This is a genomic window from Plantactinospora sp. WMMB334 (assembly GCF_049179095.1).
Taxonomy (GTDB): Bacteria; Actinomycetota; Actinomycetes; order Mycobacteriales; family Micromonosporaceae; genus Plantactinospora.
Map to the genome: position 1 here is coordinate 1,584,418 of NZ_JBMHME010000002.1, position 24,360 is coordinate 1,608,777.

Consider the following 24,360-nt stretch of genomic DNA (forward strand, 5'->3'; position numbering starts at 1 on the left):
CACCTCGGATGTGACACCTGCCGGCAAGATTTCCGGGTAGGTTCCCCGGCCGGCCGGGATCGGCCGGCCGGGGAGGGGTACGGACGCCCCTACTCCCGCGGCCCGATGTCCTCCGTCGGTGACGTGCGCAGCAGCCGGCCGACCGGGATCACCGTCGTGGTCAGCGCGAGCAGGGTGGCGCCGCCGAGGACTGCCACTCCGCCGAGGGGTGGGACGTAGGGGATCGGGTTGCCGGTCAGGGCATTCACCACCGCGGCGAGGGTCAGCGCGGCGACGGCTCCGCCGATCGCGACCGCGACGCCGAGGAGTCCGGCCTGTTCGGCGTGGATCATGTTCTTGATCTGCTGCCGGGTGACACCGGTGAGCCGCAGCACGGCCAGTTCGCGGCGGCGCGACAGGGCCGCGATGACCATGGTGTTCGCGGCCGCGAGGGCGGCGTAGCCGACCATGACGCCGATGAGCAGCTTGTTCAGCCATGCGCTGACGGCGAGGTCGCGGGCGAGCCGGCCGGTGAGGTCGTCGGTGCGGACGAGCGTGCTGGTCGGGTAGCGGGCCGCCAGTCCGGCCAGCGCGGTGTCGGCGTCCTCGCCGGGAGCGGTGCGGATCAGCACCTCGTCGTCGAGATTCCGTGCGGTGTGGCCGGCGACGGCCTGCCGGTCGAGGATGATGTCGCCGAAGCCGAGCCCGCGCTGGTAGACGGCGGCGACCCGCAACCTCGTCTGGGTGCCGTCGCCGAGCCAGAGCTGGACCTCGTCGCCGACCTCCCAACCCTGGGCCGAGGCACGGATGCTGGAGACCGCCATGCTCGCGCCGGTCAGGTCGGCCAGGTTTCCCTCGGTCACCGCGAGGTCCGTCGTCGCGGCGGCGCCGGCCGGATCGATCGCCCGGGCATCGACCGTCTCGGCGCCGTCGAAGATCTCGACGATCACCGCGGTCCGGCGTACGCCGGTCGCGGCCTGCACGCCCGGGATGCGCCGGATCTCCTCGGCTGCGGTGGCCGGCAGCCCGGCCGGCGAGACCAGCGCCCGCTGGGCCAGCATGCCGTCGCGGCTCTGGGCGATCGTCTGCCGTTGCAGGTTGTCCTGCAGGAACCAGACCGAGCCGCCGAAGCCGACGGCGAGCACCAGCGCGGTCAGCACGGTGGCCATGCCCTGTGCGTTGGCCCGTAGGTTGGCCGAGGCGAGATAGCCGCTCGCGCCCCAGACGCGGCGTAGTACCGGGGCGAGCAGCCGCGCGGCGAACCGGTTGATCCACGGTGCGAGCAGTCCGACCGCGAGGACGAAGAGGTACAGCATGCCGATCGCGCCGGCCAGTGCGGCCTGCCCGCTCGCGCCGACGGTGAAGGCGCTGGAGGAGGTCGCCCCGGCGAGCGTGACCAGGCCGGCGACCAGCCGGACCCGGCCGTTGCCGGCCGGCTCGACGGCGACCTCGGCGAGCGCCTCGGTGGGCCGGATGGCGGTCACCCGCCGGGCGGCGATCAGCGCCGAGAGGACCGCGACGAGCGTGGTGGCGAGCACCGCCGCGACGGCCGGGAGCACGCCGGTGGCCATCGGGAAGGTCTCCGGGACGAAACCCCGGGTGACGAGTTCCCCCTGCACCCAGCGGCTGGCCACGGCACCGGCCAGTACGCCCGGCACTGCGGCGGCGCCGCTCACCAGCGCCGCCTCGGCCATGATCATCGAACGTACCTGGCCGGGAGTCGCGGCGATGGCGCGCAGCAGGGCGAGATCGCGGCGGCGGTGCCGGACGGAGAGCCCGACGGTGCCGGCGACGACGAAGACGATCAGCATTCCGACGTAGCCGCCGAAGGCGGCGCCGACCGTCACCAGCAGTCCCCGGGCCGCCGCGTCGGAGGGCGCCACCAGGCCGCGGTCCTCACCGGTGTACGTCTCGACCCCGGCGGCCCGGGCCAGCCGCCGCACGGCGGCCGAGACCTCGGCCCGGTCGGCACCGGTGGCCGTGACGACCCCGATCGCGTCCGCCCGACCCGGGTGCGGAGCGACCTCGGCGGCGTGGCCGTCGGTGAAGAAGACGGCGGCGGGCTGCCCGGAGCCGTCGGTCGGCCCGGTGCCGGCGGTCTGCTCGGCGACGCCGCTGATCCGGTACCGGCGGGTGTCGCCACCGACCAGCAGGTCGGCCTCTCCGCCCGGTCGCAGCGCACCGGCCGCCGCGAGGCGGGCGTCGACGACCACCTCGCCGTCCGCGCGGGGCGGGGAGCCGGCGACGAGCCGGTACGGCGTCAGGGCGGCGCTGCTCCAGCCGTGCCCGTCGGCCGGCACGGACGCGGCCTCGAGCGGCACCACCGCGATCGAGGAGTCGGCGACGGCGGCGGCGACACCGGGCAGCTGGCGGATCTGTTCCGCCAGGGTCGCCGGGACGGTGCCGCCCTCGGGCAGCGGCAGCGTGGTCCTGGTCGTGTCGCCGTCGAAACTCTCGCTGGTGAGGGTGATGTCCCGGTTTGCGACGACCAGGTCGGCGGCGGCGTACCGCTGGGGCGTGGCCCGGAAGCGTAGCCCCGACTCGACCAGGGTGCCCATGCTCATCAGGATCATGACGCCGGTGGCCAGGGCGATAAGCGTGGCGGCGGCGCTGCCCGCGCGGTGGCGGAGCATGCGTGCGGCGAGCGTGGTCACGGCTCAGCCCGCCCGTCCGGCGCGCTGGCGGCGCCCAAGTGCGGCCAGGTGCTCGGCGATGCGGTCGGCACCGGGCTGCGGCATGTCGGCCACGATCCGGCCGTCCGCCAGGACCAGCACCCGATCGGCGTAGGAGGCGGCACCCGGGTCGTGGGTGACCATGACGACGGTCTGCCCGTGCTCGTCCACCGCCGCCCGCAGCAGGGCCAGCACCTCCGCGGCGGTCTCGGTGTCGAGGGCTCCGGTCGGCTCGTCGGAGAAGATGACCTCGGGGCGCGTCGCGAGCGCGCGGGCGATCGCCACCCGCTGCTGCTGGCCGCCGGAGAGCTGCGCCGGCCGGTGCCGCAGCCGCTGGTCGAGCCCGACCCGCTCGACCACCTGGGTCAGCCAGCGCCGGTCGGGCCGCGCGCCGGAGAGCCGCAGTGGCAGCACGATGTTCTCCTCGACGGTGAGCGCGCCGACGAGGTTGAACGCCTGGAAGACAAAGCCGATCCGGTCGCGGCGCAGCTCGGTGAGCCGGCGCTCCGAGAGCCGGGACAGCTCGGTCTGACCGATCCAGACCCGGCCGGAGCTGGGGCGGTCCAGTCCGGCGGCGGTCTGCAACAGGGTGCTCTTGCCGGAGCCGGACGGTCCCATCACGGCGGTGAAGGTGCCACGGTCGAAGGCTGCGTCGACGCCGGCCAGCGCCGTCGCCGACTGCGCGCCGCTGCCGTAGGTGCGGGTGAGGCCCACGACGCGCACGGCAGCCGGTGCGGCGGCGCCTGCGAACGGGACGGCGCGGCCGGACCCGGCAGCGCCGGGGTCAGGGTAACCGGACATTGTCTGCCCTTCCGTGTTCTCGCTGGTTGGCATCACACGGAAAACGCTATGGCGGCGAGCGCGGCCCGGCTATGCAGCCTACGGGCCAGCCGGGGTACAGCAGGCACTACCTCCTCCGACGGCCCGCTGCCGGCGCCGCCCGCGAGGATGGCCCCCGCATGCCCGTCCGCTCACCGCTGGGTGTCGTCGAGATAGCGCAGGACGGCCGTGACCCGGCGGTCCGCGCTGTCGTCCGGCGGCAGGTCGAGCTTGGCGAAGATGTTGCGGATGTGCTTGTGCACGGCGCCCTCGGTGACGAAGAGCCGCTCGGCGATCGCACCGTTGCCGAGACCCTCGGCCATCAGCGCCAGCACGTCACGTTCCCGCGCGCTCAGCCGGCTCAGCGTGCTGTCGGGGCGGCTGCGCGACAGCAGCTGGCCGACGACCTCGGGGTCCACGGCCGTGCCACCCCCGGCGACGCGGTGCAGCGCGGCCAGGAACTCGTCGACCCGGCCGACCCGTTCCTTCAGCAGGTAGCCCAGCCGGGCGGTGCCGCCGGCGAGCAGCTCGGTCGCGAAGGTCTGCTCGACGTACGCGGAGAGCACCAGCACGGCAAGCTCCGGCTGGCGGCGCCGGGCCTCGACCGCGGCGACGATCCCCTCGTCGGTGTGGGTCGGCGGCATCCGGACGTCGACGATGGCGACGTCCGGGGTGTGCGCGTCCACGGCCGCGAGGAACGCGTCCGGTGTCCCTGTGGTGGCGACCACGTCGAGCGACTCGGCCCGCAGCAACAGCGCCAGACCCTCCCGCAACAGGGGGTCGTCCTCGGCGATCACGATCCGCACGGCAGCTCCACCTCTATCGTCGTCGGTCCACCGGACGGGCTGGTGAGCCGGAAGTACCCGTCGTACGCCTCGACCCGCCGGCGGATGCCGGTGATCCCGGAACCCTCGCGCCCCTCGGCGCCGCCGTGGCCGTCGTCCTCCACCCGCAGCAGCAGTCGCTCCCCGGCCCGGCGCACGCTGACGGTGGCACCGGCGGCGCCGCTGTGCCGGGTCACGTTGGTCAGCGCCTCGGCCACCACGAAGTAGGCGGTGGCCTCGATCGAGGCGGCGCACCGGCCGGGCACGTCCACGTCGACCCGGCACGGCACCCCGCAGTTGGCGGCCAACCCACCGAGGGCGCCGGCGAGCCCGCGGTCGGCCAGCACCGGCGGAAGGATGCCGCGTACGACGGTACGCAGCTCGGCCAGCGCCTGCTCGGTGGCGTGCTGTGCCCGTTCGAGCACGTCGGCGGCGAAGACCGGGTCCCGGGCCAGCGCCCGCCGGGCGGCGCCGAGCAGCACGTTCACCGTGACCAGCCGGTTCTGGGTGCCGTCGTGCAGCGACCGTTCGATCCGGCGCAGCTCGACCGCGTGGGCGTCCAGCGCCGCCGCGCGGGTGGCGGTCAGCTCCGCCACCCGCAGCGACAGGTCGGTGTCGGCGGGTGGCGCCAGCAGGCGGCGCCCCGGCCACGCCTGTAGCCGCGCCATGGCCGGGCCGAGGCCGACGACGACGGCGAGCCAGCCGACTCCGGTCAGCCCGACCGCCAGCGCGTCGACCAGCCCGTCGATCCGCCAGAACACCACTCCGGGACCGCCGGCCTCCGGCGGCAGCAGCCAGAACCAGAGTGGGAAGCTCAGGCTCTGCACCGCGTACAGCGGCAGGCCGAGGCCGAGCAGTCCGATGGCGAACCCACCGGTGGCGTGCGCCACCAGCCAGCCCAGCTCGCGGCCTGCGGCGGCATCCCGTACCGCTGCCCGCAGCTCGGCCGGCAGCGGTGGCGGACCGATGATCTCCGGGCCCCAGCGGGACAGCCGGGCCCGCTCCCGGTCGGCGACCGCCCGCACCACGCGCAGGGCCGAGGGCACCAGCAGTACGCCGACGCCGGTGAGACAGGCCGCCCCGACCGCGACGACGTAGCTCAGCCCGGCCAGCGCCAGCAGGGCCGTGCCCAGCCCGCCGACCAGGTGCTCCAGCGCGTCGACCGAGAGCCGCGCGCGATCGGCCAGGTAGTGCCGGCCGGAACGCCCGCGCCGGTCGTGGGGCGCGTCGTCGGTCGTCATCTCACCTCCCGGCCAGACCGGATCGTCATCTCACCTCCCGGCCAGACCATAGGGCACCCGATCGGGTGCGGGCGAGATCACGGCCCGAGAAGTACAGCCTGCTGTACCTCGATCGGCGTGCTGGCGGGATCGCCGTCGGCGGGCTGCGCTCCTAGCGTTGATCAGGTACCCGGACGACAGCGAAAGGAGTGATCATGGCCGACCCGTACCGGATCTCGTCGGGAACCGAGCAGACGCCGCCGGCAACCCGCGCCGACGGCGGAGGGCTGCTGCGTCCACTGCTCTGGGTGGTGTTGATCGTCAGCGCGGTAGCCAACGGAGTCTCCTCGATCGTGGGTCTGCCCGTGCTGGTGGGGGCCGGGTTCGGGCTCCTCACGCTCGCGTGCGTCGCCGCCCTGATAGTGCACCACTACCGGCACCGGCGGGGCTGACCACGCGCCCGCCCCGGCGCCGCGGTTCGCCTGCGACCCTCCCTCCCGGGGGGTGGGGAGGGTCGCAGGTTGCGGCGAATGTTTGAAAAGTTTCGGTGATCCCCGCACCATCGATCCTTGCGTCACCTGCTCTGCTGAGCGGAAAGAGCAGGTCAAATGACATATCCATAGACTTGGATTTAACGCAAATTTACCGTAGCCTCTGCCCATGGGCTTGGGAGATGCCCCCGAGCACAACAGGTCACGCCACACGCGGCCGGCGGCGTCTGCTCTGCGAAAGAGTCGGCTCCGGACACCACGTGTGGCGGTCGACCGCCGGCGGCAGGCAGCATGCCCCGTCCGCGACCCCGGGCGGGACCACCATGCGGCCTCGTTCGTATCCATCCGCCGGCACGCCACCATCCCATGGAAGGAAGAGCCCTGGTGACCATCCGCTCAGGTCGCTCCAGGTTCCGGTCCACGATCGTCGCGTTGGCGGTAGCGGCGCTCGTGGTCGGTGGAGCGGCAACCGTGGTGTTTCAGTCCACTACTCCCGCGCTGGCGGCTTCGCCGGTGGAGGACGAGGGTGCCGATTGTCCGGTGTCGGTGCCTGGTTCGTTGACGGCGAACTCGCGGCTGCCTGACCCGTTCCGGAGGTTGGACGGCACGCGTATCTCCAGCAAGGCCGACTGGCGGTGTCAGCGGGCGCAGGTCAGGGAGCTGGTCGAGCGTTACGTCTACGGTGACAAGCCGGCGAAGCCGTCGAGTGTGACCGGCACGGTGTCGGGCAGCAGTATCACGGTGAACGTGTCGCACAACGGTAGGAGTTCGAGTTTCTCGGCGGGTGTGCAGCTGCCCGGTGGCAGTGGTCCGTTCCCGGCGGTCGTGGTGTTGGGCGGGTTCGGCGCGGACACCGCGGCGATCCGGTCCGCCGGCGCGGCGGTGATCAGCTATGACCCGTACGTGGTGGGTCGGGAGGGCACGCCGCGTAGCAACAAGCAGGGCGCGTTCTACAGCATCTACGGCAACACGAGCAGTACCGGGTTGCTGGCCGCCTGGTCGTGGGGGGTGAGCCGGATCATCGACGTGATCGAGTCCTCCGGCGGCAACGTCCTGCGTACCGACATCGGCGTGACCGGCTGTTCCCGGTTCGGTAAGGGCGCCTTCGCCGTGGGTGCGCTGGACCAGCGGATCGCGTTGACCATGCCGATCGAGTCCGGCAGCGCCGGTGTGCCGATCTTCCGGGGCATCCCGGGCGAGGGTGCGCAGAGTCTGAGCAGCGCCTACGGCGAGCAGCCGTGGCTCGGCGACGCGTTCGGCTCCTTCACCGGCAACCCGAACAACCTGCCGGTGGACACCCACGAGATCGTCGCCATGGTCGCCCCGCGTGGCCTGTTCATCATGGACAACCCGCACATCGCCAACCTCGGCCCCCGCTCGGCCAGCGTGGCGGCGCTGGGCGGAGCGGAGGTCTACAAGGCCCTCGGCGCGGGCGACAACATCACCTACTGGTCCGACGTCTCCGACGGCAGCCACTGCGCCAACCGCGCCGAGTGGCGAACCCCGCTGCAACAACACATCCAGAAATACCTCCTCAAAACCGGCAACGCCCCCGGCACCATACGGATCGCCAGCAAAGCCGCCGGCAACCTCTCCCAGTGGCGCGACTGGCAGACCCCGACCCTCACCGACGGCCCGACCACCCCACCACCCACCGGCCAACCCACCACCCCACCACCCACCGGCCAACCCACCACCCCACCCCCGACCACGCCCCCGCCGACCACCCCGCCGGCCGGGGGGAGCTGCACCACGTCGGTGACCGCGGGCACGGTCTGGGGTGACCGGTACAACACCTCGGTGACGGTCAGCGGCGCCAGCAGCTGGACGGTGGTGGTCGCGATCACCCCACCGCAGCGGGTCTCCACGACCTGGAGCGGCAGCTTCAGCTGGGACAGCAGCGGCAACATCATGACGGTGCGCTCCAACGGCAGCAACACCTTCGGCTTCACCACGATGATGAACGGCAACTCCGGCGCACGACCACAGATCCGATCCTGCACCGCCGGATGACGCCGGCACTCTGAATCCCCCACCGGCCGTGCGTGGCGTCCCCGGGCGCCACGCACGGCCCCGCTCCCGCCATTCCGTCCGGCAGCGCGGCCCCGGGTGGACTCCCGAACCGCGCCGGCCACCGGAGCCGTGCCCGGCGGCCCCCGGTCACTGCAACGGGGGACCGGTCGGTCCGGGCGCCGCGCGCGGGGGCGCTGCGGGCCGCACGGGGATCTCCAGCACGGTGGCGATGCCCTCCTCGGCGTCGACCAGGTGCTCCTCCAGGGTGGGGCCGGCGATGGCCAGTCCGCGCCGGTGCAGCCAGCCGATGAGGTCCTGCCCGGCCCGGACCACGCCGGTTGCCGGCGGGACGACCGCCCGCACCACCGTGCGGGCGGGCAGGTCGAGCCGCTCGCCGTCCCGGCCGGTCGCCACCGCCGCCACGAAACCGCCGGTGGGTCGGCCGCGCAGCCAGGTGAGCAGCGCCGTCTGCGGCTGCGCGCAGAGCGCGGCCAGCTCGGACGGGTGTGTCACCTCCAGACAGCGCACTCGCAGGCGTCGCGCGGCGACCGTCACCGTCCGGGGCAGCACCGACGTGGGTGTGGCAAGCCGGTCCTCGGCAGCGGCCAGCGCCGCGGCCTTCGCCGCGATGTCGCGGCGCAGGGCGGCCACCGTCTCGACCAGCGCCTGCCGCAGGTGTGCGTCCGGAGCATCCAGGATGTCGGCGATCCGGCGCAGCGACAGGCCGAGGTGCTGCAGCCCTCGGATGCGTTCCAGCCGGGCGAGTTCGGCCACCCCGTACCAGCGGTAGCCGGTGGCGCGGTCCACCGCCGCGGGCGCCAGCAACCCGAGCCTGTCGTAGTGGCGCAGGGTCCGCTCGGACACTCCGGTCATCCGTGCCAGTTGCCCGATGCGCCACACGGCGTCCTCCTCGCGCTTGACTCTGCCGCTGCGTCAAGGATCTACCGTGCCGGCCATGATTCCCACTGACCGAGGCTGCGGCGCCCGGCTGACGGGCGTACTGCTGGTGATCTCGTTGCTGGCCATGCTCGGCGCCGTGGCCGTCGTCGTGCCCTCCGGGCTGACCCTGAATCCGGCCGACCCGGCCGCCGTGCTGGCCGCGGTACACGCGCGGGTCGAGCTGCACCTGATCGAGCTGGGTCTCGACGTGATCGGCTGGCTCGCCCTGCTCGCCGCCGGGCTCGTGATGGCAGGCCGCCCCGGAACCGTCCCACACCTGACGCCGGCCGCCGGACTGCTCGCCGCCGCCGGCCTGGCGGGCCTGCTGCACGACGCCGGCAACCTGGCGGTGACCCAGCTGGCCGCCGATCCGGCAGACCCGGCGGCCGCCACGGTGGCCCGGGGAGTGCTGCTCACCGCCAAGTGGACCGTCAACCTGGCGGGGCTGCTCTGGGTCGCCGCCACCGCGGTGACCGCGCTCGCCGCCCCGCTGCCGGCCGGGCTTCGCCGTGCCGGTGTGGTCGCCGCGCTCTCCGGCCTGGCCGCGGTCGCGCTGCCGTGGACGACCGGGCTCGGCGGCTCGTCGGCAACGCTGGAACAGCTCGGCTACGCCCTCCACCTGCCGGTCATGCTCTGGTACGGCGTGCTGGGCCGGCGGCTGTTCCGGAAGCCCGGGTGGGGTGGCATCGACCCGGGTGGGGTGGCATCGACCGCTCAGCCGGGCGCGGCCGGCCCGTCGCACCCGGCCCCCTCGACGCCGGGTAGCCGGTCGGCGAGGTTCGGCGGTAGCTGAAGGTTCGGCGGTAGCTGAAGGTTCGGGGGGAACTGGAGGTTCGGGGGCGGGTGCCGCTCGGTGGCACCGGTCCGGCCCCGGACGCCGTTCCAGCACTCGGCGGCGGCCATCCGGGCCAGGGTGGGTAGCAGGTCGGTGGACCTGCGCAGCAGCCACCGGTTGCCCTGGGTGGCCATCCACCACAGTCGCTGGCCCAGCGTCGGCTCCGGGTTGGTGGCGGTCAGCCCCGGCAACCGGGGCACCGGATGCCCGGCCTCGCGCAGAGCGGTCGCGAACCGGAAGGCGAGCAGCCGGTGACCGCGCTCGCTGGGGTGCAGCCGGTCCACGCTCCAGTTGGTCCGGGCGTACAGGACGTGGTCGGAGGAGCCGGCGAGGTCGACATGGATGGTGCCGTGGCTGGCGGCGATCTCGTCGAGGGCGTCGTTCAACGCCTCCATCCGGCGCCGAAGTGGCCGGGCGATCACCCCCGGCAGCCGGAACATCCGGCCAGGGTCCGGCAGCCTGGCGGTCAGCACCGTGGCCCCGCAGCCGGTCAGCGCGCCGATCACGTCGGTGAGCCCGCGGCCCAGGGCGTCCACGTCGAAGTCCCCGCGCAGCGTGTCGTTCATGCCCACCAGCACCGAGGCCAGGTGCGGGCGCAGCGTCAGGGCCTCCGGAAGCTGGCGGTCGGCCACGTCGGAGATCCGTGCACCGCTCACGGCGAGGTTGTGCAGCTCGACCGCGCTGCCGGCTCCGGCCCGGCCGTCGCCGAGCGCGTCGGCGAGGAGTACGGCCCAGCCCCGCCACCCACCGGTGGGCAGCGGGTCTCCGAAGCCGGAGGTGACGGAGTCTCCGAGGGCGGCGAACCGGATCACCGTCCACCGCCGGGAACGATAGTGATCGGCACGATGTCACTCTGGCCGCCTCACTGATGCGCAAGGTCACACCCTCGTGACCGGTCAGCGAAGAGCTGGCGACAACGGGTCGGTCGCGCAGTGATCGGGCCACCGGGCGGACTTCGACGAGCTCAAGTAATGCTCAAGATCCGATAGACCCGATCCGTCGATGCGACGTATGCACATACGCTCACCGCATCCAGGCCGCAGAGAGAAGGAGGGGAGAATGCGACGCAGACGGCTGCGCATCGCGCTTCTCGCGCTACCCGCCCTGGTGGGAACCGTCCTGACGGCGACCACACCCGCGGGCGCGGATCCCGCGGATCCCACGGCCACGGCCGGATCGCACCGATCCCACCTCGAGGATCGGGAGCCGGTCCGCCTGGTACGTATCCAACTCGCCGGTGCCGACATGATGGACAGGGTGGTCGCCGCCGGTTTCGACCTCGAACACGGCCTGCGGCGCGTGCCGGCCGGCATCGAGGGCGAGGCGGTGGTCACCGCCGCACAGGTCGCCGAACTCCGGGCGATGGGCGTCCGGATCCTCGGCGACGCGGAGGGCTTCGCCTGGAGCGACGACGCCGACGGCGGCCTCGGCGCCAGCGGCGCGCGGACCGTGGCGCCGGGCCACGAGCCGACCGCAGGCCACGAGCAGACGGTACGGATCGTCCGGGCCGACTGGTTCACCACGAAGGGGCAGGGCTTCCTCTACGTCGAGGCACGGACCACCGAAGGGGCGCAGTCGGACCCGGTCGTCGGGATGCAGCTCGAGAACGACTCGGGCCGGGGCACCCCGTTCGGCTTCGCCCGGACGATGAGCCGGTTCGTCGACTCCGGGCAGTACATGTTCCACCGGAACCTCTTCAAGCTCGACACCCGCCCGAAGCAGATCCGGGTCACGAGCTCGACCGGGGGCGTCGCCACCGGCTCCGTCTCCGACTGGCTCGAGGACGCGCCGCCACCGCTGACCGCGAATCCGCGCTACCGGTGGAACTTCGTCGACGGCTACCAGCACCCGCAGCAGCTCTACGGCCGCGCCGAGGAGATCGCCCGCCAGTACCCGGACATCGCCGAGATCGTCTATTTGCCGTACCGGACCAACGGCTACCAGCGCAAGGCGCAGGCCACGATCGGCGGTACCGGGGAGGTAGCGGTCGTGGTCAGCTCGGCGGCCTGGGGCCACGAGGGCGGCAACGACATCACCGTCGAGCTCGTGGAGCGGCCCGGAGCGGGGCTGCCGCTGCAGGTCGAGGTGGCGGGCAGCGCGGTGCGGGTACTCCTGGCCACGGACGCCTCCGGCGGCCTCGCGAGTACCGCCGCCGAGGTGGCGACGGCGCTGCGGACCGGGTCGCAGGGGCTGATCGACCGAGCACACGCGTACCGCGGCAATGCCGGCACCGGCGTCGTGGCGCCGACCGGCGGCCCGGTCGCGCTTACCGACTTCCTCGACCAGCTGCGCGCCGGTGCGCCCGAGGGCGAGGTGCCGCGCGGCCCGGCGACCATCCCGGTGCTGCGGATCGGCAAGCACCGGGACGGGCGGAAGCCGGGCGTCCTGATCCAGGCCCAGGACCACGCCCGGGAGTGGGTGCCGGCGACGACCACGCTGGAGACGGCGGAGCGGCTGGTGCACAACTACCGGACCGACCGGGAGACGAAGAAGATCGTCGACGACACCGACATCTTCCTCATCCTCTCCAACAACCCCGACGGGGCGAACTACAGCTTCTACAACTTCGCCTCCCAGCGCCGGAACATGACGAACCACTGCCCGGACGAGAACGCCGACCCGGGCCGGCGCGACTCCTGGGGCGTCGACCTGAACCGGAACTACCGGGTCGGCTCGGGTCACGACGGCTACGCGGGCGCGTCGACCAGCTGCGTCAGCAACACCTACCAGGGGCCGGAGAAGCTCTCCGAGCCCGAGGCGAAGAACATCATCTGGCTGGTCGAGCGTTACCGGAACATCAAGTTCATGATGTCGGTGCACTCCAACGGCGGCCAACTCTTCTGGCAGCCCGGCGCCTACATCGCGGACGGCCGGATCACCACGCCGCGCCCGCCCCTGGGCGACGAGGCGTTCTACTGGCAGTCGGCCGCCCGGATCCTGTCGCAGGTGAAGGCGTACCGGGAGACCGTCGTCACGCCGGAGAACGTCGGCGGCTCGTCGGACGTCCTCTACTCCTCCGCCGGAAACGTCCGCGAGGACCTGTACCACACGTACGGGATCTACTCCTTCGGCTGGGAGGTCGGTGGCTCGGTCTACAACCCGGCCACCGGCAACTGGCAGGGCGGCTCGTTCCAGCCGCCCTGGGTCGGGGACCCGCAGCTCGTCAGCGGCCACGCCGAGACGATGGAGTACGCCAACGGCATCATGGAGATGTTCCGGATCGCGGCGGAGTGGGGCAGGGACAGGAAGGACCCGACGTCCCGGCTCGTGCCCGGCGGCGGGAGATACCACCGTCCCGTCGACGTGCGCTTCGAGACCAGCGAGCCGGCCACCATCTACTACACCACGGACGGCAGCCGGCCGACGCTGGAGTCGCCGCGCTACCAGGCGACCGAGTTCCGTGAGCCGGGGGAGGTCTTCCACGTCACCCAGACCACGACGTTCAAGTGGTTCTCGGTCGACGCCGCCGGCAACATCGAGCGCGACTACGACCCGACCAGGCGGGACCGGCGCGACAGGTACCGCACGGCGACGATCACCATCCTCAGGAGGTGAGACCCGCCCGCTGACCATCGCCCCGCCGGTGCGGTTCCGCCCGTACCGGCGGGGCGGTGGCGCGGCTCTCCCGCGGCGCTACGGGATGGTGACGCCGTAGGCGGCAAGGATCTCCAGGATCGGCTGGTAGTAGGTCGTCCCGCCGGTGGTGCAGTTGCCGCTGCCGCCGGAGAGGATGCCGAGGACGATGCCGGTGGAGGCCGAGTAGAGCGGCCCGCCGCTGTCGCCCGGTTCGGCGCAGATGTTGGTGCGGATCAGCCCGTGCACGGTGCCCCCCGCGTAGTTCACCGTCACGTTGAGGGCGGTGACCGTGCCGCAGTGCACCCCGGTGGTGGCACCGCTGCGGCAGACGGCCTGACCGACGTACGCGTTACCGGCGCCGCTGATCGGCAGCAGTTGCGGGTAGGTGTACACCGCGCTCGGGTGGCTGATCGTGCCGGTGTAGCGCACGATGCCGTAGTCGTTGCCGGGGAAGCTGCTGCCGGCGCCGGGACCGAGCGGGACCGTCCGGGCGCTGTCGGCGTACCAGGTCGAGGCGGTGCGGGTGCAGTGGCCGGCGGTGACGAAGTAGTACGTGCCGCCGGCCCGCACGTTCGCGCCGAGCGAGCAGCGCCCGGTGGCGCCGTAGACGGCCTGCCCGCCCGCGATGAGCAGGCGCAGCCGGCCCGGCTCGCGCCGGAACACGGCCCCGGACCGGTCGGCGACCGCACGCAGCACGCGGGCCTGCGCCTCGGTGACGGACTCGTCGGCGGTGAGGGTGATCCGGCCGGTCGCCGGGTCGGTGCCCCAGGTGGTGCCGGTGGTGCGCACCTCGGCCACGGTGCCGGGTGAGGAGGCGACACCGCCGGGCCGGTCCGCGCTGGCCGGGGTGGCCGGCAGCAGTACGGTGCAGGCGAGGACGACGAAGGGTACGAAGCGCATCCCGCAACTCCCGATCGCTGGTTGTCGATGGTAACTGCCAGGATCCGTCCTCTCCCTTCCGGATTCAAGCGCCGCCCCGAACTCGGCCCTGGGCTCCGATGTGGGCCTCCGGCTGGTGGGTGTGGCCTTCAGGCCGGTGGGTGTGGCCTCAGGCCGGTGGGTGTGGCCTCAGGCCGGCCGGAAGCCACACCCACGCCGGTGCGCCGATGCTGCGGCCCTACCGCGCCAGGGTCTCTGCCACAGCCCTGAGCCGCGTCGCCGCGTGCACGGCGAGGGGTTCGCCGTGACCGAAACAGGCGATCTCGACGTCGAGCCGGGCCTGGCGCTCGAAGGACGCGACCGCCGCGACCGGATCGACGTTGAAGACACCGAGGACGACCTCCCCGTCCGGGGTCCGGGCGATCGTGTCGCCGGTGAAGAGCAGACGCTGTTCCGGCAGGTGAAAGGCGACGCTGCCCGGGGTGTGGCCGGGCACGGCGATCGTGACGGCCGGCACCCCGGAACCGAGGTCGACCAGGTCCCCGTCCTCGAGTTCCCTGTCCACCCGTACGGGGTCGACCGGCTCGGTCGGCATCTCCGCGCGGACCCGCTCGTGCAGGAGACGTTCCCATTCGGCCAACCGGGGCGGTGGGCCGGCCGTCTCGCCCCGGATCACCGGTGCGTCGGCCCGGTGCGCGTGTACGACGACATCGCCCCAGCCGGCGATCTCGGCGGCCGAGCCGACGTGGTCCTCGTGGAAGTGAGTCAACAACAGGTGCCGGAGGTCCGACCGGCGGAAGCCGAGTCCGTCGATCGCCCCGGCGATCAGTGGGGCGGACCCGGGTACGCCGGTATCGATGAGTGTGAGACCGGCCGGATCGGCCCACAGGTAGGCGTGGCCGACCGGAAAGCTCAGCATGTACAGCCGGGGAAGCAACTGGACGATCTCCATGCCGCGACGGTAGCGACGACGCCGGGCAGAACCGGGCGCCTACGCTGTGAGCGGATCCGCCAGCGGCGAACCACCGGTCATCGCCGGGTTGCCCGGAGCAGAAGGTCGCGGTGGCCGGTCGTTCTTCGAGGTATGTCCGGATACCGGGACGGCACGGACCGGCGGTGACCCCGCTACGTTGATCATGTGTTGCGCTCCGTGATCGACTCCGGTCGCCACATGTGACTCCGTTCCGACGGCGGGGACAGTTTGCCCACGTCAATGAGATGTATGGCGATCGGGGCGTCGGTTGACCATTTCATGGGCGTCACTCTGCGAGTTTGCCACGCATTTTCTGTGACAATTATCTCACTCGACAAGGCGTACGGAGGTGGTCATCATGCTTCGGTCCCCACTTGCGGACCGGCCTTTGGTGCCAGATTCGAGAGAGTCGTCACCGGACACTTTTCGGATGACGGCGGCTCCGGGCGTCGTGTTTGCACAGAGTGATCAACTGCGGCTCGGGCGGCATTGTGGCCGGCCCGCTTGCGCCACATTTCCGCACTTCATGGAAAGGTGGTCGGGTGTGGCGGTGCCCTATCTCGGCCCACCAATGTGACGCTCCGCGATAATTGTGGAGCGTGCGGAGGTGTCGCGCAGAAGGCGCCTCTCGTTCGTTTGTTCGAAATGGAGTTCCGCCACATTGACACCCCGGGTTTGCTGGGTCACTCTATGGCACATGAGCTCCGACCATCAGCTGGGCCGGACGGTGAAAGCGCCATGGTTTGGCGAGTCCCACGTGCGGGATCTGAGGTTTGGCGAGTTCCTCTGTGGAATATGGGCAAGGGCGTGCGATGCGCTCGCGCTGCCCTCGGAAGAAGCCGGGCGGACCGTCCAGGTGCTCCGCGACCTGCTGCCGGGCTGGGCGGCGGAACGGGTCGGGGACGCGCCGCGACACCCCTCGTTCGTCGCCGACGACGGGTTTCCGGCGGAGATGTCGCTCAACTGGTCGGGCGGGCAGCCCGAGCTGCGGGTGCTGGTCGACTGCCTGTCGGAGGCGGATGCCGTCCGGCCCGCCCTGGCCGCCATGTCACGTCGCTTCGACCAGGTCAGCGAGGTCTTCACGGACGCACCACTGTGGTATTCGCTGGCCTGGCGTCCGCCCCGACCGGTCGGCTACAAGGCATATTTCGGCCTGTACGGCTGGCCCGCCGGGCAGCGCTTCGCCGCGCTGGACCAGGCCATGGAGCGGCTCGGTATGGCGCGGGCGTGGCGCGACGCCCGTCGGCGGGTAGGCGACGACGGCCGGCGCGACGTCGAGTTTCTCGGCCTGGACCTGGTCGACACGGCGGAGTCCCGGGCCAAGATCTACTATCGGAACCACGGAGCCGACCTCCGCGAACTGGACCGCATGGCGTCGGTGGCCGCGGAGCACGACACCGAAGACGCGCTGGCCGCCTACCGGACGCTGGCCGGAGCGCAGACCGACGGGGGTAGAGAGGCGTTGACCTGTCTGGCCTTCCGATCCGGCCTGGACCGCGCCGCCGAATCCACGACCTACCTCCGGATGCCGAGCCTGGCCTCCTCGGATCAGGAGGCGGTGGAGCGCACCGCGGAGCTGCTGCGTCGTCAGGGCCTCGACCCCGGCCCGTGGTATGCGGTCGCCGCCGCCCTGGCGCCGGGCGGCCTCGCCGGGAGCCGTGGGCTCGTCGAACTGGTCAGCTACCGGGCCGCCCGGCGCCGTGGCGACGTCACCACCTACTTCCGCTTCCCCGTCTATCCGCAGTCCGCGCCCCCACCGGTCGTATCGGGCCGACCTGGCGCACCCGCAGAGAGGAGCCTCGCGTGACGACCAACCCGGACCTTCAGCGCGTCGCCGACTACAACACCGCGCGGCAGGAGGAGTACGAGTCCTCCCGCCTCATCCGCCTGCTGGCGGACGAGGCAACGCCGGACGCCACCAAGAAGGCCGTCCTTACCTACCTGCAGCCGTGGTCGAACGCCTTCCAGCGCATGATCAGCGCCCGGGTCGTGTTCGAGTCCGACCCCGCCCTGCGCACGATCGCCCTGGAGCACCAGCGGGAGGAGATCGGCCACGACGAGATTCTGGCCCGCACCCGGGCGGACGACCAGCGGGTGGTCTGGGACCCGGTCATCGAGGCGGGTGCGGCCTGGTTCGTCGACCAGTTCGCCACGCTGCCCGGGGTGCAGCGGGCGATCCTCGCACACCTGGCCCTGGAGGCCGGAAGCCTCGCCCTCAGCAAGGCCGGTGTGCGGGCCTTCCCCAACGACGCCTACTTCTCGCTGCACGACGAGGCCGACGTCGAGCACCTCGACATGGGCTACCAGATCCTGCGGCAGCGCACCGACTGGACCTCGGACGAGATCGTGGCCGTACTCGACCGGGCCTGGCAGGTCATCACCGTCGTCTCGGACCGCATCGCCGAGTGCGCCATCCGCGACACCGCGGCGTGAGCGCCGCCGTCGCGGGCGACCCGGTGGCTGCGGCACGGTCGGTCGCGGAGGAGGGCGCCCGCGCCTACCAGCGGGTCTTCGCTGACCGTTTCGTCGCCGCCTACGCCCTGGGCAGCCTCGCGCACGGCGGCTACGCTCCGGCGGTCAGCGACATCGATCTGGCCGTGCTCCTCGCCGACGTCCGCGGCGGCGACGCCGAGACGGTGGCGGAGACCGGCCGGATCCTGCGCGAGCGCGGTGAGCCGTACCGCAGGCTCTCCGTCTTCTGGGGCTCGGTGACCGCGCTGAGCCGGGGGCAGGACGACGGGCGGTTTCCCGCCATCGACCGACTCGACCTGGCCGAGCACGGCCTGCTCCTGCTCGGCTCCGACGTGGCCGGCCGGGTCGCGGTCCCCGACGCCGACGAGTTGCTCGTCGACGGGGCCCGGTTCGCCCTTGACGTGTTGGCCACCGACGAGGTCATCGCCGAGGTCCACCAGCCCCGCCGCCTCCTGCACGACCCGGTGTGGTTCACCAAGGCCGTGCTCTTCCCCGTCCGCTTCTTCTACAGCAGTGCCGTGACGATGGGACGCGCCGCCACCAACGACGACGCGATCGGATGGTATCTGGACCGGCCCGGGGCCGTCGCGACCCCGCTGGTCCGGCTGGCCGCCGCGGTCAGGACGGGAGCACCGCTGCACGAGGCGGAGGCCGCGCCGCTGCTGGCGGCCGGTCTCCGCCAGCTCTACCGGCGCTACGCGGAAGAGCAGGCGGAGCGGCTGCGCCAGGCGGGGGCACCCGACGACCTGGTCGCGGCCCTCACCCGCTGGCGCGGGCGGCTTGGCGACTGAGTGCGGTCAGTTGCTGACCGGCATCCGGGCCAGCGCGTGCCGGACCAGTCCGATCAGGACCCGCTTGCTGGACTCCCGGTCCCGGGCGTCGCACCAGAGGAGCGGCACGGCGTCGTCCAGCTTCAGCGCGGAACGGATTTCCGCCTCGGTGTAGAGGCACTCACCGAAGAATCGGTTCACGGCGGCGACGAAGGGAATCCCCCGCCGTTCGAAATAGTCGACGGCAGGGAAACTGGTGTCCAGGCGCCGGGTGTCGATCAGCACAACCGCGCCGACCGCACCCTGCGCGAGCTCGTCCCAGATGAACCAGAACCGGTCCTGCCCGGGCGTGCCGAACAGATAGAGCACGACGTCGGACGTAATGGTGATCCGTCCGAAGTCGAGCGCCACGGTCGTGCGCGTCTTTCCCTCGACACCCGTAACGTCGTCGACTCCGACACTGGCCTGGGTCAGCACCTCCTCGGTGGTCAACGGTGGAATCTCGCTGACCGAGCCGACCAGAGTGGTCTTGCCCGTACCGAAGCCACCCGCCACGACGACCTTGACCGACTTGCGATCCACGTTCCAGTCCCTTGTCTATAGTCTCTCGAGACCAGCGAGAACCGTTTCCAGAAGCCGCCGATCCGCAATCTTCTGCTGCGCCGGAGCGCCGATGCGCACATATCCCTGTTCGAGTAGCACGTCCACCATCACCTTCGTGATGGTGAGCGGCCGGTGCAGGTATGCGCCGATCTCGGCGATCGATATCCAGCGTGCGCAGCGGTCGATGATCTCCCGGTATTCCAACTCCAGCCGGCTCGGATCGACCGGTAGGGCGATGACCTGGGTGGCCAGGTCGAGATTGCTGTTACGCGGGCTCGTGCGCCCGTTGACGAGGACGTACAGCGGTACTAGCCGCCCGGCCTGTGCCTCGTCGTCGCCGTCCCACACGTCATATGCCATAACCCCTGCCCTGCTGGCCATTGGCGGCCGACGCCGTCCGGCGCACCTCGGCGCCGAGGTGTTCACCGATCCGGGTCACGAGCCGGCTCATCTCGTACGCGACCGTACCCATGTCGACGCCCTGCTCACAGAGCACGGCCAGCCGCGCATTCTGGCCGGCGGCGGCGACGAAGAGGGTCTGTCCGTCATATTCGATGATGACCTGCTGGACCTGCCCGCTCTCGAACCGCCGCCCCATTCCGGCGGCGACGCTGTGCAGCGAGGAGGCGCCGGCGGCAAGGAGTTCGGCGGCGTCCTGGGTCAGCGAGGTGGATTTCTGGACGATCAGCCCGTCGGTCGACAGTACGACGGCGTAGACAACGTCGGGAACCTCTACTAGCTCGTCCAGCATCCAGGTCAGGTCATTCCCGGGGGTCGAATTGGTCACGCTTTGCCGCCTTGCTCGTCGCTGGTTGACTCTTCCGTGTTGTCGTTGCCATCTGTCTTGCCGGCGGCCCACGCCCGCTGGTACCGCGTGAACCGTTCCCGGGCCTCTTCGGGTGACCTCGCCGCCCCGGCCGCCGATGAGGCAGTGCCCGTGGCGGGGTTCTTGTCCTCCCGCAGTTCCGGTGCGATGTGCTGTTGTGGTTGCCGGCTGGGCAGGGGTGGCCGGTCGATGGTCCCCGGCGGAGCCGCGGCGGTGTCGGCGCGGTGCGCCGGGGGCTGCGGTGTGCCGGCGCTGCCGTTGGTGCGGCGATCGCCCGGCGTCTCGCCGACCCGGTCGGTCCGTCGTGTCTCGGCCGTGCGCCGGTCGCGGCGTGGCTGGGACGACCCGTTCGTGACGATACCGACCGTGCCGCCCTGGCCGTCGGTCCCGTGGCGCGGCATCCGGGCACCGGCGCCGGCGCCGGCACGGCCCGGAACCGCACCGGCCATCACCGGCAGGTGGAGGTCGGGGTCCGTCCGGTCCGTCCCCGATCCAGCGGGTCCGGCCGTGATCAGCCGCTCAGGCAGCAGCACGATGGCGAGCAGGCCGCCGTAGGCGGAGGTGCGGAGGCTGACCTGGATGCCGTCGCGCTTGGCGAGCTCGGCGACGACGTGCAGACCGACCTGTGCGCCGTCCTTCAGCGCCGCCACGTCCGGCGTGGGAGCCGTCGCCAGCAACTCGTTGGCGCTCTCCAGCGCCTCGACGTTCATCCCCACGCCGCCGTCCTCGATCTCGACCGCGACGCCGTGCTTGACCTCGTTGCAGGTGACCCAGACCGTCGTCTTCGGCGGGGAGAAGACGAGCGCGTTGTCCAGCAGCTCGGCCAGCAGGTGGATGGTGCCGGCGACGGCGCGGCCGGCCAGCGCCAGGTCGGGCGCGCCGCGCAGCGTGATCCGCTGGTACTGCTGCGCCTCCGCGAACGCGGCCAGCAGCACCCGGCGTACCGGAACGGGGTTGTGGAACCGGCGCCCGATCTGGCCACCGGCGAGGATGACCAGGTTTTCCAGGAAGCGTCGGGTCTGGGTGAGCTGGTGGTTGATGTCGAAGAGTTCGGTCAGCAGCTTCTCGTCGCCGACCCGGTCCTGCAACTCCTCGATCACCTTCAGGCCGCGCTGCAACGGGCGCTGCGGCCGGCGGGCCACACCCATCAGCATGGCGAGACCGGCGGCGCGGGTCTTCGCCTCGTCGACGGCCGCGGCGGCCGCCGCGCGCAGCGACCTGTTGATCACCTCGGCGACCTGGCCGATCTCGTCGCTGCCGTAGTCGCGGCTCGGCAACTCGACCGCGAGGTCGACCTTTTCCCGGCGCCGCAGCCGGGCCATCATCATCGGGAGCCGCTCGTCCACGACCGCGGCGGCTTCCTGGCCCAGTCGGCCCAACCGGACCGAGAGAGCCTGGTCCACCAGAATGCGGGACTGGCGCAGTGCCCACAGGATCGCGGCGATGGCGACCGCCAGCGCGAGGAGACTGCCGAGCGACGCGGTCAGCAGCTGGTTGTTACCGGTGCGCAGCGCCTCGGCCGAAGCCCGGTCGGCCTGGATCACCGCCATGTCGATGAGCTCGTCGGAGACCTGCTTGGTGATCGTTTCCCACCGGGTCCGGTTGACGGGGAGACCGCGGGGGATCCCGTCGTCCCAGGCACCCGTGGCGATCAGCGCGTTCTCCGCGGCGACGAGTTCCTTCCAGGGATCGCCGGCGGTGATGGTCTCGTAGCGCGCGCGAGCCGCGGGTTCCAGGTGCGGCGCGACATTGGTGAGAGCGGCACGGTACGCACCGACCAGGGCCACGAACTCCAGGTGTCCCTGCTCGGTGAGCTTGCGGGAGCTGAAGGCGGTGTCGATCGTCGAGCCGGCCCGGGACATCTGGTCGCTGACCCGGAACGCGTCCGTCGCCGTGATGCCGCCGAGGCTCGCGGCGACGTCGGGCACGATCCGGGCCTGGGTGTCGAAGAGGTTGGTCGCGGTGGCCAGGATCCCGTTGTAGAAGTCGTAGACCCGGGAGCCGCCGGCCGCCCTGGCGTCGACCGCCGTGCGCAGGTCGGGAAGCTGGTCGAGCTGGTCCGTCAACGCCTGCCAGCGGGTGGTGATGGACTGGGGGGCGTTCGACAGGGCCGGCTTCGCGGCGGTGCGCAGCTCGGCCAGCCGCTGGTCCGTCTGCTCCCGCTGCACGACCAGCGGCTGCGGATCCCGGGTCGGCTGGGCCAGATAGGCCACACTCAGCCGGCGCTCCTGCTGGAGCGCGGCGAGCGCCGGAACCGCGGGAATCGAAACGTTACGGACGCTGTTGGCGACCTCGCGATTGTAAAATCCTTGAAAAACAAGGTATCCAGAGGCCACGAGCCAGAGAGCGAGAGCGACGACACTGGGAATGAGCACGAGCCTGATGACGCGTCGCCTGATCGACTCCTGGCGACCACGCCGTCGGTTCGATGTCGACGGACGCTGCCTCTCCGGATCTGGTTGTGTGCTCGCGCTGTCGGCTTGCTTGTCCGCCAACTTGGATATCCAATCGTGGGCAGCCCAGAAAAAAACCAGCGGCTAGACAAGGCTGGCCGCTACCGATGTGTGCGCAACCCTACCAATCTGTCCGGTCTCGCACTAGCCCGTCCGGTCGGAGCCTGAAACAGCCGATCCTCCGCGCCCGTTGACATCCCGGTGCCGCTCTACTGTGGGGCGGCCGGAGGATCCACGATGGACGCGTGCGATCGGTTGAGCTGCTTTTTCTTCCCGTACGGGCGGCACAACACTGCGCGGAGGCACCGCAGAACCTCGGTCGTGATGTTCTCAGTCGGAGCTGCTGCGGTCTATGACGGGATCCGGATTCCTGGCTGTCCGGGTCCGGGAGGCCGCCATTGCCGGATAGGAGGTTACACCCCGCCCCCCGCCGGCTCCCGCCCCCCGGGCACCCGGATCTACCCGCCAGGCTGTCGCCGCCGATGATCAGGCGCGAAGCCCAGTATTCACGTCGTCGCTACCGGATGGTCGGTGCCCGGCGATAGACACGCGGACGACAACGACGCCAAGGAGGAAGTATGTCCCCCAGTTCCAGGCGGACCCGACGGTCGGCAATCCGGGCGGGTCTGCTCGCCGCCGCGGTCGCCGCCGCGGGCCTTCCCGCCGTCGCGGCGCCGGCCCTGGCGCACGGCGGCGGTCCGGCCGCGCCGCACGGCGGCGCCGAGGTGCGGTTCGCGACGTTCAACGCCTCGCTCAACCGTGGCGCCGAGGGGGCGCTCCGCTCGGACCTGTCGCGGCCCGGTAACGCGCAGGCCGGCACGATCGCCGAGATCGTGCAGCGCACCCGGCCGGACGTGCTGCTGATCAACGAGTTCGACGTCGACCCCGTGGCGGCGCGGCTGTTCCAGGAGAACTATCTCTCGGTCGGGCAGAACGGCGCCCGGCCGATCGGATACCCGTACCGGTTCATCGCGCCGAGCAACACCGGCATCGCCTCCGGTCACGACCTCAACAACGACGGCGCCGTGGTGACCGAGCCCGGTGCGCCCGGCTACGGCGACGACGCGCTCGGCTTCGGCGCCTTCCCCGGCCAGTACGGCATGGTCGTCTACTCCCGCCATCCGATCGACACCCGGCAGGTCCGGACCTTCCAGAAGTTCCGCTGGAAGGACATGCCCGGCGCGCTGCTGCCGGACGACCCGGCCACCGCGGCGCCGGCCGACTGGTATTCGCCGGAGGAACTGGCGACGGTCCGGCTGTCGTCGAAGAGCCACTGGGACCTGCCGGTGCGGATCGGGCGCCGGACGGTGCACTTCCTGGTCAGCCACCCGACGCCGCCGGTCTTCGACGGCGCGGAGGACCGCAACGGGCGGCGCAACTCCGACGAGATCCGGTTCTGGGCGGACTACGTGCGACCCGGCAGCGGTCGCTACATCTACGACGACCACGGCCGGCGCGGCGGGTTGCGGCCGGGTGAGCAGTTCGTGATCGCCGGCGACCTGAACTCCGACCCGTACGACGGGGACAGCATCCCCGGTGCGGCCCAGCAACTGCTCGACCACCGCTGGATCGACAGCCGGTTCGCGCCGTCCAGCGCCGGTGCCGTCGAGGCCAGCGCCCTGCAGGGGGAGGCCAACACCACGCACCGCAGCGCCCCGCGCCACGACACGGCGGACTTCGCCGACGTGCCGGGGCCGGGCAACCTGCGCGCCGACTACGTGCTGCCCTCCCGCGGGCTCGGCGTGGCCGGCGGCGGCGTCTTCTGGCCACCGGCGGGCGATCCGCTCTCGCGGCTCACCGGGACGTTCCCCTTCCCCAGCTCCGACCACCGGCTGGTCTGGCTCGACCTGCGCGTCCGGCGGTAGCGGCGCCGGCGCGGACGACGGATACGGGGCTGCTCGCGACCGGCGGGCAGCCCCGTCCCGTCTCCGCGCGAATCGTCCGCCGGGTCGTGTTTGCCTGCGGCACGCAGGGGTAGGCGACACAAAATCGCCGGCGAGCCGGCCGACGGATCCG

General features: G+C 71.8%; 20 protein-coding genes. 8 read left to right on the top strand and 12 right to left on the bottom strand.

The window, feature by feature from the left end; translation table 11 throughout:
- Positions 1–89: 89 nt before the first annotated feature.
- From ACN27G_RS06910 to ACN27G_RS06925, 4 genes are all read right to left on the bottom strand, one after another.
- Positions 90–2,612, bottom strand: coding sequence for an FtsX-like permease family protein (locus ACN27G_RS06910; RefSeq protein ID WP_421491939.1), 2,523 nt, complete (start codon positions 2,610–2,612; stop codon positions 90–92).
- A gap of 24 nt (positions 2,613–2,636) precedes the next feature.
- The gene (locus ACN27G_RS06915) at positions 2,637–3,452 is read right to left on the bottom strand and encodes an ABC transporter ATP-binding protein (RefSeq protein WP_421491940.1); all 816 of its coding nucleotides are present in this window, start codon (positions 3,450–3,452) and stop codon (positions 2,637–2,639) included.
- A gap of 170 nt (positions 3,453–3,622) precedes the next feature.
- Positions 3,623–4,276 carry a response regulator gene (locus ACN27G_RS06920; RefSeq protein ID WP_421491941.1) on the bottom strand — a complete coding sequence of 218 codons (654 nt, stop codon included), beginning with the start codon at positions 4,274–4,276 and terminating at the stop codon, positions 3,623–3,625.
- Positions 4,264–5,535: a sensor histidine kinase gene (locus tag ACN27G_RS06925; RefSeq protein ID WP_421491942.1), complete on the bottom strand. Its 1,272-nt coding sequence runs from the start codon at positions 5,533–5,535 to the stop codon at positions 4,264–4,266. Before ACN27G_RS06925 ends, ACN27G_RS06920 begins: the two co-directional genes overlap by 13 nt.
- Positions 5,536–5,729: 194 nt before the next feature.
- Between ACN27G_RS06925 and ACN27G_RS06930 the strand changes: the two genes are divergently transcribed.
- Together ACN27G_RS06930 and ACN27G_RS06935 are read left to right on the top strand one after the other, a co-directional pair.
- A complete protein-coding gene (locus tag ACN27G_RS06930; protein ID WP_421491943.1) occupies positions 5,730–5,966 on the top strand; it encodes a hypothetical protein in 237 nt (78 codons plus the stop codon).
- Between the two features lie 636 nt (positions 5,967–6,602).
- Entirely contained in the window at positions 6,603–8,018 is a 1,416-nt protein-coding gene (locus ACN27G_RS06935; protein ID WP_421491944.1) for a cellulose-binding protein, read from the top strand.
- Positions 8,019–8,165: 147 nt separating this feature from the next.
- Here ACN27G_RS06935 and ACN27G_RS06940 read toward each other — a convergent pair whose 3' ends face one another.
- Positions 8,166–8,918 (bottom strand): MerR family transcriptional regulator, encoded by a 753-nt coding sequence (locus tag ACN27G_RS06940; protein WP_421491945.1) that lies wholly within the window; start codon positions 8,916–8,918, stop codon positions 8,166–8,168.
- Between the two features lie 55 nt (positions 8,919–8,973).
- Between ACN27G_RS06940 and ACN27G_RS06945 the strand changes: the two genes are divergently transcribed.
- Positions 8,974–9,750 (top strand): hypothetical protein, encoded by a 777-nt coding sequence (locus ACN27G_RS06945; RefSeq protein ID WP_421491946.1) that lies wholly within the window; start codon positions 8,974–8,976, stop codon positions 9,748–9,750.
- On the opposite strand, the gene ACN27G_RS06950 is transcribed toward ACN27G_RS06945, so the two are convergent.
- The gene (locus ACN27G_RS06950) at positions 9,672–10,604 is read right to left on the bottom strand and encodes an SGNH/GDSL hydrolase family protein (protein WP_421491947.1); all 933 of its coding nucleotides are present in this window, start codon (positions 10,602–10,604) and stop codon (positions 9,672–9,674) included. The genes ACN27G_RS06945 and ACN27G_RS06950 overlap by 79 nt on opposite strands.
- 247 nt (positions 10,605–10,851) lie before the next feature.
- Here ACN27G_RS06950 and ACN27G_RS06955 point away from each other — a divergent pair, with 247 nt between their 5' ends.
- Positions 10,852–13,347 (top strand): M14 family zinc carboxypeptidase, encoded by a 2,496-nt coding sequence (locus ACN27G_RS06955; RefSeq protein WP_421491948.1) that lies wholly within the window; start codon positions 10,852–10,854, stop codon positions 13,345–13,347.
- A 78-nt stretch (positions 13,348–13,425) separates the two neighbouring features.
- Here the strand turns inward: ACN27G_RS06955 and ACN27G_RS06960 are convergent, their stop codons facing one another.
- Together ACN27G_RS06960 and ACN27G_RS06965 are read right to left on the bottom strand one after the other, a co-directional pair.
- Positions 13,426–14,268, bottom strand: coding sequence for a S1 family peptidase (locus tag ACN27G_RS06960; protein ID WP_421491949.1), 843 nt, complete (start codon positions 14,266–14,268; stop codon positions 13,426–13,428).
- A gap of 217 nt (positions 14,269–14,485) precedes the next feature.
- Positions 14,486–15,199, bottom strand: coding sequence for an MBL fold metallo-hydrolase (locus tag ACN27G_RS06965; protein WP_421491950.1), 714 nt, complete (start codon positions 15,197–15,199; stop codon positions 14,486–14,488).
- 877 nt (positions 15,200–16,076) lie between these two features.
- On the opposite strand from ACN27G_RS06965, the gene ACN27G_RS06970 reads away from it, so the two are divergent.
- From ACN27G_RS06970 to ACN27G_RS06980, 3 genes are read left to right on the top strand one after another with little or no spacing between them, the layout of a single operon-like run.
- Positions 16,077–17,027: a hypothetical protein gene (locus tag ACN27G_RS06970; RefSeq protein WP_421491951.1), complete on the top strand. Its 951-nt coding sequence runs from the start codon at positions 16,077–16,079 to the stop codon at positions 17,025–17,027.
- Complete coding sequence (locus ACN27G_RS06975) at positions 17,024–17,653, top strand: hypothetical protein (protein WP_421491952.1); 630 nt, start codon at positions 17,024–17,026, stop codon at positions 17,651–17,653. Before ACN27G_RS06970 ends, ACN27G_RS06975 begins: the two co-directional genes overlap by 4 nt.
- A complete protein-coding gene (locus tag ACN27G_RS06980) occupies positions 17,650–18,483 on the top strand; it encodes a hypothetical protein (protein WP_421491953.1) in 834 nt (277 codons plus the stop codon). The genes ACN27G_RS06975 and ACN27G_RS06980 overlap by 4 nt, the downstream gene beginning before the upstream one ends.
- A gap of 6 nt (positions 18,484–18,489) precedes the next feature.
- Here ACN27G_RS06980 and ACN27G_RS06985 read toward each other — a convergent pair whose 3' ends face one another.
- Genes ACN27G_RS06985 through ACN27G_RS07000 form a run of 4 tightly spaced genes read right to left on the bottom strand, consistent with a single transcriptional unit; the run spans position 18,490 to position 22,104 of the window.
- Positions 18,490–19,044: a GTP-binding protein gene (locus ACN27G_RS06985; protein WP_421491954.1), complete on the bottom strand. Its 555-nt coding sequence runs from the start codon at positions 19,042–19,044 to the stop codon at positions 18,490–18,492.
- 15 nt (positions 19,045–19,059) lie between these two features.
- Entirely contained in the window at positions 19,060–19,413 is a 354-nt protein-coding gene (locus tag ACN27G_RS06990) for a DUF742 domain-containing protein (protein WP_421491955.1), read from the bottom strand.
- 1 nt (position 19,414) lies between these two features.
- Positions 19,415–19,852 (bottom strand): roadblock/LC7 domain-containing protein, encoded by a 438-nt coding sequence (locus ACN27G_RS06995; RefSeq protein WP_421491956.1) that lies wholly within the window; start codon positions 19,850–19,852, stop codon positions 19,415–19,417.
- Complete coding sequence (locus ACN27G_RS07000; RefSeq protein WP_421491957.1) at positions 19,849–22,104, bottom strand: nitrate- and nitrite sensing domain-containing protein; 2,256 nt, start codon at positions 22,102–22,104, stop codon at positions 19,849–19,851. Before ACN27G_RS07000 ends, ACN27G_RS06995 begins: the two co-directional genes overlap by 4 nt.
- 818 nt (positions 22,105–22,922) lie before the next feature.
- On the opposite strand from ACN27G_RS07000, the gene ACN27G_RS07005 reads away from it, so the two are divergent.
- Complete coding sequence (locus ACN27G_RS07005) at positions 22,923–24,209, top strand: endonuclease/exonuclease/phosphatase family protein (RefSeq protein WP_421491958.1); 1,287 nt, start codon at positions 22,923–22,925, stop codon at positions 24,207–24,209.
- The last annotated feature ends 151 nt before the right edge of the window (positions 24,210–24,360 follow it).

What these genes read in the sequence shown, in the direction of transcription:
- ACN27G_RS06930 (WP_421491943.1), top strand. Translation starts at nt 5,730, where the DNA reads ATGGCCGACCCGTACCGGATCTCGTCGGGAACCGAGCAGACGCCGCCG.
- ACN27G_RS06960 (WP_421491949.1), bottom strand. Translation starts at nt 14,268, where the DNA reads ATGCGCTTCGTACCCTTCGTCGTCCTCGCCTGCACCGTACTGCTGCCG.
- ACN27G_RS06965 (WP_421491950.1), bottom strand. Translation starts at nt 15,199, where the DNA reads ATGGAGATCGTCCAGTTGCTTCCCCGGCTGTACATGCTGAGCTTTCCG.
- ACN27G_RS06915 (WP_421491940.1), bottom strand. Translation starts at nt 3,452, where the DNA reads ATGTCCGGTTACCCTGACCCCGGCGCTGCCGGGTCCGGCCGCGCCGTC.
- ACN27G_RS07005 (WP_421491958.1), top strand. Translation starts at nt 22,923, where the DNA reads ATGTCCCCCAGTTCCAGGCGGACCCGACGGTCGGCAATCCGGGCGGGT.
- ACN27G_RS06910 (WP_421491939.1), bottom strand. Translation starts at nt 2,612, where the DNA reads ATGCTCCGCCACCGCGCGGGCAGCGCCGCCGCCACGCTTATCGCCCTG.
- ACN27G_RS06925 (WP_421491942.1), bottom strand. Translation starts at nt 5,535, where the DNA reads ATGACGACCGACGACGCGCCCCACGACCGGCGCGGGCGTTCCGGCCGG.
- ACN27G_RS06955 (WP_421491948.1), top strand. Translation starts at nt 10,852, where the DNA reads ATGCGACGCAGACGGCTGCGCATCGCGCTTCTCGCGCTACCCGCCCTG.
- ACN27G_RS06945 (WP_421491946.1), top strand. Translation starts at nt 8,974, where the DNA reads ATGATTCCCACTGACCGAGGCTGCGGCGCCCGGCTGACGGGCGTACTG.